At 72.0% G+C, this 6873-nt stretch carries 7 protein-coding genes; 4 read left to right on the plus strand and 3 right to left on the minus strand.

The window, feature by feature from the left end; genetic code table 11:
* A partial coding sequence (locus tag BGO22_RS21175; protein WP_286852381.1) for an S-adenosylmethionine:tRNA ribosyltransferase-isomerase occupies nt 1-307 on the minus strand: 307 nt, incomplete at its 3' end.
* A 63-nt stretch (nt 308-370) separates the two neighbouring features.
* On the opposite strand from BGO22_RS21175, the gene recG reads away from it, so the two are divergent.
* From recG to BGO22_RS21195, 4 genes are all read left to right on the plus strand, one after another.
* The gene (gene recG / locus BGO22_RS21180) at nt 371-2467 is read left to right on the plus strand and encodes an ATP-dependent DNA helicase RecG (protein ID WP_286852382.1); all 2097 of its coding nucleotides are present in this window, start codon (nt 371-373) and stop codon (nt 2465-2467) included.
* Between the two features lie 117 nt (nt 2468-2584).
* A complete protein-coding gene (locus BGO22_RS21185) occupies nt 2585-3544 on the plus strand; it encodes a hydrogen peroxide-inducible genes activator (protein ID WP_070399504.1) in 960 nt (319 codons plus the stop codon).
* Nucleotides 3541-4419 carry a 4-hydroxybenzoate octaprenyltransferase gene (gene ubiA, locus BGO22_RS21190; RefSeq protein ID WP_286852383.1) on the plus strand — a complete coding sequence of 293 codons (879 nt, stop codon included), beginning with the start codon at nt 3541-3543 and terminating at the stop codon, nt 4417-4419. Before BGO22_RS21185 ends, ubiA begins: the two co-directional genes overlap by 4 nt.
* 48 nt (nt 4420-4467) lie before the next feature.
* Nucleotides 4468-4968, plus strand: a complete 501-nt coding sequence (locus BGO22_RS21195; RefSeq protein ID WP_286852384.1) for a GNAT family N-acetyltransferase — start codon at nt 4468-4470, stop codon at nt 4966-4968.
* A 23-nt stretch (nt 4969-4991) separates the two neighbouring features.
* Here the strand turns inward: BGO22_RS21195 and proC are convergent, their stop codons facing one another.
* Together proC and BGO22_RS21205 are read right to left on the minus strand one after the other, a co-directional pair.
* Nucleotides 4992-5825, minus strand: a complete 834-nt coding sequence (gene proC, locus BGO22_RS21200) for a pyrroline-5-carboxylate reductase (protein ID WP_286852385.1) — start codon at nt 5823-5825, stop codon at nt 4992-4994.
* A 29-nt stretch (nt 5826-5854) separates the two neighbouring features.
* Nucleotides 5855-6873 (minus strand): FGGY family carbohydrate kinase (locus BGO22_RS21205; RefSeq protein ID WP_286852386.1); only part of this gene is annotated, 1019 nt, incomplete at its 5' end.

The raw sequence follows: 6873 nt of genomic DNA on the forward strand, positions 1-6873 counted from the left end.
TCATGTGCGCCACCACCTCGTGGTTCTGCAGCACGCGCTCCACCAGCAGCTCCACGGCACCACCCGTGGCCTTGCGACCGAACAGGCGGGCCTTGATGACCTGGGTGTCGTTGAAGACCAGCAGGTCGCCGGGGTCCAGCAGGCCGGGCAGCTCGTGGAACACGCGGTCCACCGGCGCGTCGGCGCGGCCGTCGAGCAGGCGCGAGGCGCTGCGCTCGGGCGCCGGGTGCTGGGCGATGAGTTCGGGGGGCAGAGCGAAGTCGAAGTCGCTCAGGGTGAAGCGGCGGTGGTCGGCGGGAGAAGTCATGTCGCTTGAGGGCCGGACGGACCCGTTCCAAGGAAGGGGGAGGGGCGAAGGCAGAATTGTCCCATGGCCGAACCCGCCGCCACCGCCGCCCCGCCCCCGCCCAAGGCCCTGTCCGCGCCGCAAAAGGCCATGCACAAGCTGGGCCTCAAGCGCGACATCGACCTCGCGCTGCACCTGCCGCTGCGCTATGAGGACGAGACCCGGGTGGTGGCCCTGCGCGAGGCGCGCGAGGGCTCGGTGGTGCAGATCGAGGGAACGGTCACGCACAGCGAGGTGCAGTACCGTGGCCGGCGCCAGCTGCTGGTGACGCTGGACGACGGCAGCGACACCTGCACGCTGCGCTTTTTCAGCTTCTACCCCTCGCACCAGAAAACGCTGGCGGTGGGCGCGCGCATCCGCGCGCGCGGCGAACTCAAGGGCGGCTTCGCGGGCTACACCATGCTGCACCCGGCGTTCAAGCTGGCGGGCGGCGAGCTGCCGAACGCGCTCACGCCCATCTACCCCACCAGCGCGCAGCTGCCCCAGGCCTACCTGCGCAAGGCGGTGGTGGGCGCGCTGGCCCGGGTGGACCTGCGCGAGACCCTGCCGCCCGATCTGCTGGCCTCGCTGCAGCGCACGGCGCGCGTGAGTCCCACGCTGCGCGAATCGCTGCAGCAGCTGCACCACCCGGCGCCCGACGTGGCCTTGGCCGCGCTGGAGGACGGCAGCCATCCCGCCTGGCAGCGCCTCAAGGCCGAGGAGCTGCTGGCCCAGCAGCTGTCCCAGGCCCTGGCCAAGCGCGAGCGCGACGCCCTGCGCGCGCCCGCGCTGCCGCTGCGCCGCGAAGGCCTGCACGAGCAGCTGCTGGCGGCGCTGCCCTTCGCGCTCACGGCGGCCCAGCGCCGCGTGGGCGAGGAGATTGCGCTCGACCTGGGGCGCCAGGTGCCCATGCACCGCCTGCTGCAGGGCGACGTGGGCTCGGGCAAGACGGTGGTGGCCGCGCTGGCGGCGGCCATTGCCATCGACGCGGGCTGGCAGTGCGCGCTGATGGCGCCGACCGAGATCCTGGCCGAGCAGCACTTTCGCAAGCTCATCGGCTGGCTGGAGCCGCTGCTCGAACCCCTGGGCAAACGTGTGGCCTGGCTCACCGGCAGCCAGAAGAAGAAGCAGCGCACGGAGATGCTGGCGCTCATCGCCAGCGGCGAGGCCGCGCTGGTGGTGGGCACGCACGCGGTGATTCAGGACCAGGTGGTGTTCCAGCGCCTGGCGCTGGCCCTCATCGACGAGCAACACCGCTTCGGCGTGGCGCAGCGCCTGGCGCTGCGCGGCAAGACCGGCGGCGCGCTGGAGCCGCACCTGCTGATGATGACGGCCACGCCCATTCCGCGCACCCTGGCCATGAGCTATTACGCCGACCTGGACGTCTCCACCATCGACGAGCTGCCGCCCGGGCGCACGCCCATCGTGACCAAGGTGGTGAGCGATGCGCGGCGCGCCGAGGTGGTGGCGCGCATCCGCGGCCAGATCGACGAAGGCCGGCAGGTCTACTGGGTGTGCCCGCTGATCGAGGAAAGCGAGGCCCTGGACCTGAGCAACGCCACCGCCACGCACGCCGAGCTGTCGCAGGCGTTGCCGGGCGTGCTGGTGGGCCTGCTGCATTCGCGCATGTCGCCGGCCGAAAAGAAGGCGGTCATGTCGCTGTTCGAGCAGGGCCAGATGGGTGTGCTGGTGTCCACCACCGTCATCGAGGTGGGGGTGGACGTGCCCAATGCCTCGCTCATGGTGATCGAGCACGCGGAGCGCTTCGGGTTGTCGCAGCTGCACCAGCTGCGCGGGCGCGTGGGGCGCGGCGCGGCGGCCTCGGCCTGCGTGCTGATGTACTCGCCGCCCGAGGGCGGGCGCCTGGGCGAGACCGCGCGCGAGCGCCTGAAGGCCATGGTCGAGACCAACGACGGCTTCGAGATCGCGCGCCGCGACCTGGAAATCCGGGGGCCGGGCGAGTTCCTGGGCGCGCGCCAGTCCGGCGCGCCGCTGCTGCGCTTCGCCGACCTGGCGACCGACGGCCACCTGCTGGACTGGGCGCGCGAGGCCGCGCAGGCCATGCTGGACCAGCACCCGCGCGAGGCCGAACAGCACCTGGCCCGCTGGCTCGGCAGCAAGGCCGAGTACCTGAAGGCCTGAAGCCAGTCCGGCGCGCGTGTCTGATCCAGACACGCCGTGGAACCGGCTTCGCCGGGCCACTGGCGTGGTCCCCCTGGGGGGAAGACGCGCAGCGGCGCAGGGGGGCACAATAAGCCCATGACGCTCACCGAACTCAAGTACATCGTGGCCGTGGCCCGCGAGAAGCACTTCGGCAAGGCGGCCGAGGCCTGCTTCGTCTCGCAGCCCACGCTGTCGGTGGCGATCAAGAAGCTCGAGGAGGAACTCGAGCTCAAGATCTTCGAGCGCAACGCCAGCGAGATCGCGGTCACGCCGCTGGGCGAGGACATCGTGCGCCAGGCCCAGACCGTGCTGGAGCAGGCCGCCGCCATCAAGGAGATCGCCAAGCGTGGCAAGGACCCGCTGGCCGGCCCGCTCAAGCTCGGCGTCATCTACACCATCGGCCCCTACCTGCTGCCCGAGCTGGTGCGCCAGGTGATCGAACGCACGCCGCAGATGCCGCTGGTGCTGCAGGAAAACTTCACCACCAAGCTGCTGGAGCAGCTGCGCCTGGGCGAGATCGACTGCGCCATCCTGGCCGAGCCGTTTCCCGACACCAACCTGGCCATCGCGCCGCTGTACGACGAGCCCTTCATGGCCGCCGTGCCGCACACGCACCCGCTGGCCGCGCAGGGCCACATCACGGCCGACGAGCTCAAGCGCGAGACCATGCTGCTGTTAGGCACGGGCCACTGCTTCCGCGACCACGTGCTGGAGGTCTGCCCCGAGTTCGCTCGTTTTTCCAACGACACCGAGGGCATCCGCAAGAGCTTCGAGGGCTCCTCGCTGGAGACCATCAAGCACATGGTGGCCGCCGGCATGGGCGTGACCCTGGTGCCGCGCCTGTCGGTGCCGCGCTCGGCCCTGGGCGGCCCCCAGGCGGCCCGCGACGACCTGGGCGATTCGCCTTACGTGCGCTACCTGCCGTTCCAGGGCGAGGCGCCCACGCGCCGCGTGGTGCTGGCCTGGCGGCGCAGCTTCACGCGCTACGAGGCCATCGCCGAGCTGCGCAACGCCATCTACGCCTGCGAGCTGCCGGGCGTGAAGAGACTGTCGTGACAACCACCGCCCCCGCTTCGCCGGCGCCCTCGCGCCTGTCGCTCTGGCTCGACCTGATCCGCTGGAGCCGCCCCGCCGGCTGGCTGCTGCTGCTGTGGCCCACGCTGTCGGCGCTGTGGGTGGCGGCGGGCGGCTTTCCCGGCTGGCACCTGCTGCTGGTGTTCACGCTGGGCACCGTGCTGATGCGCAGCGCGGGCTGCTGCGTGAACGACGTGGCCGACCGCGACTTCGACCGCCACGTCAAGCGCACCGCGCAGCGGCCCGTCACCTCGGGCCGCGTGTCGGTGAAGGAGGCGCTGGCCGTGGGCGCGGTGCTGGCGCTGATCGCCTTCGGCCTGGTGCTCACCACCAACGCGCTCACCATCGCGCTGTCCTTCGCGGCGCTGGCGATCACCCTGGCCTACCCCTTCGCCAAGCGGGTGGTGTCCATGCCGCAGGCGGTGCTGGGCGTGGCTTTCAGCTTCGGCATTCCGATGGCCTTTGCGGCGGTGCAGGGGGCCGTGCCCCCGCTGGCCTGGGTGCTGCTGCTGGGCAACCTGTTCTGGGTGCTGGCCTACGACACCGAGTACGCCATGGTCGACCGCGACGACGACCTGCGCATCGGCATGAAGACCTCGGCCATCACCCTGGGCCGCGCCGACGTGGCGGCGGTGACGGCCTTCTACCTGCTGCACCTGCTGATCTGGACCCTGGGCCTGTGGCCGCAGCTGCGCCCCCTGGCGTGGCTGGCCGCGCTGGCCGTGGCGCTGGCCCAGGTGGCGTGGCACTTCACGTTGATCCGCGCGCGCACGCGCGAAGGCTGCTTCGCGGCCTTTCGCGCCAACCACTGGCTGGGCTTCACGCTGTTCGTGGGGGTGGCGGTTGGCCTGGTCTGAGCGCATGGCTCGCCCAGGCAATGCTTCTCTGCCCAACCCCTGTCACAGATGCCCATCCGCCGCCTGACGCCCGACGACGCGCCCGCCTACCGCGAACTGCGCTTGCGCGCGCTGCGTGAGCACCCCGAGGCCTTCACCTCCGATTGGGAAGAGGCGAGCGCGCGGCCGCTCGAGGAATCGCGGCAGCGCTTGGCGTCGGGGGAGGTGCCTTTCTGGGGCGCGTTCGACGACGGCGGCGCATTGGTGGGCATGGTCGGCCTCGACTGCCCGTCGCGCGCCAAGCAGCGGCACCAGGGCACGGTGGTGGCGATGTATGTGTCAAGGGAAGCGGCCGGGCGCGGCTGGGGGCGCGGGCTGCTGCGGGCGCTCATGGCCCATGCGGCGTCCATCGGGCGGATGGACCTGGTGCTCACCGTCACCGAAGGCAACGCATCCGCCATCCGGCTGTACCAGGAGGCCGGCTTCGTTGCGTTCGGCACCGAGCCGCGCGCCATCGTGGTGGACGGGCGCCCGCTCGCCAAGGTCCACATGCACCTCACCCTGAGCTGAAGGGCCGCCATGCCGAGGGCGGTTTACTTCCCGAACTCCCGGCCGAGTTCTTCGGCGCGTTGCTGCGCGGCCTGGAGCGCGGTTTCGAACGACGCCTTCATCCCCGCCGCCTCCATCGCCGTGAGCGCGGCGTACGTGGTGCCTCCCTTGGAGGTGACGCGCTCGCGCAGCACCTGCGGCGGCTCGCCCGAGCGCTGGGCCAGCGTGGCCGCGCCCACGAAGGTGCCCACGGCCAGTTGCAGCGCGGTGTCGGCCGGCAGGCCCATGCGCGCGCCGGCGTCGCGCATGGCCTCGAGGAAATAGAACACGTAGGCGGGGCCCGAGCCCGAGAGCGCGGTGACGGCGTCGAGGTCGCGCTCGGCCGCCACCCACACCAGCTCGCCCGTGGTGCGCACCACAGCCTCGACCAGGGCGCGGTCGGCGGCCGAGGCACCGTCGCGCGCGAACAAACCCGTCATGCCCAAGCCCACGAGCGCGGGCGTGTTGGGCATGGCGCGCACGATGCGCTGCGTGCCCAGCCAGGCGGCCATGCTGTCGCTGGTGATGCCGGCGGCCACGCTCAGGTGCAGGGCGCTGCCCAGGTGCGGGCCGGCGGCCAGCGCGGCGTCCTTGAAGGTTTGCGGCTTCACGGCCCAGACCACCAGGTCCGACGGCTTGAGCCCTGTGCCCGCCGCGTCGAACAGCGCCACGCCGGGGAACTGCTGCGCCAGGCGGGCGCGCTGCTCGTCCCAGGGCTCGACGATCTGGAGGGCGCTGGCCGCATGGCCCTGGCGCAGCAGGCCGCCGATGACGGCGCTGGCCATGTTGCCGCCGCCGATGAAGGTGATGAGGGGGGAGGGGGATGCGGGCGTGTTCATGCGCGCGATTGTCGCCGCGCGCCGCGGCCCTAGGCGGCGGTGGTCTGCCGCACGGCGTGCTCCCAGGCCGCCATCTTCTCGGCCGCCCGCTCGCGCGAAATCTGGGGCTCGAAGCGGCGCTCGGCGCGCCACTGCGCGCTGAGCTCGTCCGTGCCCTGATACACGCCCGCGTGCAGCCCCGCGAGGTAGGCCGCGCCGAGCGCGGTGGTCTCCACCACGGCGGGGCGCACCACGGGAATGCCGAGCAGGTCGGCCTGGATCTGCATCAGCAGGTCGTTCACGCTGGCCCCGCCGTCCACGCGCAGCTCGCTCACCGGCACGCCGCCCGCGGCCACGGCGTCTCGGCTCATGGCCTGCAGCAGGGCCGCGCTCTGGAAGGCGATGCTCTCCAGCGCGGCGCGCGCGATGTGCGCGATGGTGGTGCCGCGCGTGAGGCCGGTGATGGTGCCGCGCGCGTCGGGTTGCCAATACGGCGCGCCCAGCCCGGTGAAGGCTGGCACCACCACCACGCCGTCGGCGTCGGGCACGCTTTCGGCCAGGGCCTGCACCCCGCTGCTGGCTTCGATGGCGCGCAGGCCGTCGCGCAGCCACTGCACCACCGCGCCGCCGATGAACACGCTGCCTTCCAGCGCGTACTGCGCCGGGCCCGGCGCCTGCGCGCAGGACGTGGTGATGAGGCCGTTCTGGCTGGCCTGGAAGCGCTCGCCGGTGTGCATGAGCATGAAGCAGCCGGTGCCGTAGGTGTTCTTGGCCATGCCGGCCCGGAAGCAGGCCTGGCCGAACAGCGCGCTCTGCTGGTCGCCGGCCACGCCGCCAATGGGCAAGGCGGCGCCCAGCCAGTCGGCGTGCACCTGGCCGAAGTCGGCGCTGGACGGCAGCGTCTCGGGCAGCAGGGACCGCGGGATGCGCAGCAGGTCCAGCAGCTCGTCGTCCCAGTCGCGTGTGTTCACATTGAACAGCATGGTGCGCGCGGCGTTGCTGTGGTCCGTGACGTGGCGCGCGCCGCGCGTGAGCTGCCAGATCAGCCAGCTGTCCACGGTGCCGAAGG

Source organism: Hydrogenophaga sp. 70-12, assembly GCF_001897365.1.
In the GTDB taxonomy this organism is placed as follows: Bacteria; Pseudomonadota; Gammaproteobacteria; order Burkholderiales; family Burkholderiaceae_C; genus Hydrogenophaga; species Hydrogenophaga borbori.

Excerpts from the sequence above, each read along its gene's own strand:
- recG (WP_286852382.1), top strand. The coding sequence starts at position 371 with ATGGCCGAACCCGCCGCCACCGCCGCCCCGCCCCCGCCCAAGGCCCTG.
- proC (WP_286852385.1), bottom strand. The coding sequence starts at position 5,825 with ATGAACACGCCCGCATCCCCCTCCCCCCTCATCACCTTCATCGGCGGC.
- BGO22_RS21185 (WP_070399504.1), top strand. The coding sequence starts at position 2,585 with ATGACGCTCACCGAACTCAAGTACATCGTGGCCGTGGCCCGCGAGAAG.
- BGO22_RS21195 (WP_286852384.1), top strand. The coding sequence starts at position 4,468 with ATGCCCATCCGCCGCCTGACGCCCGACGACGCGCCCGCCTACCGCGAA.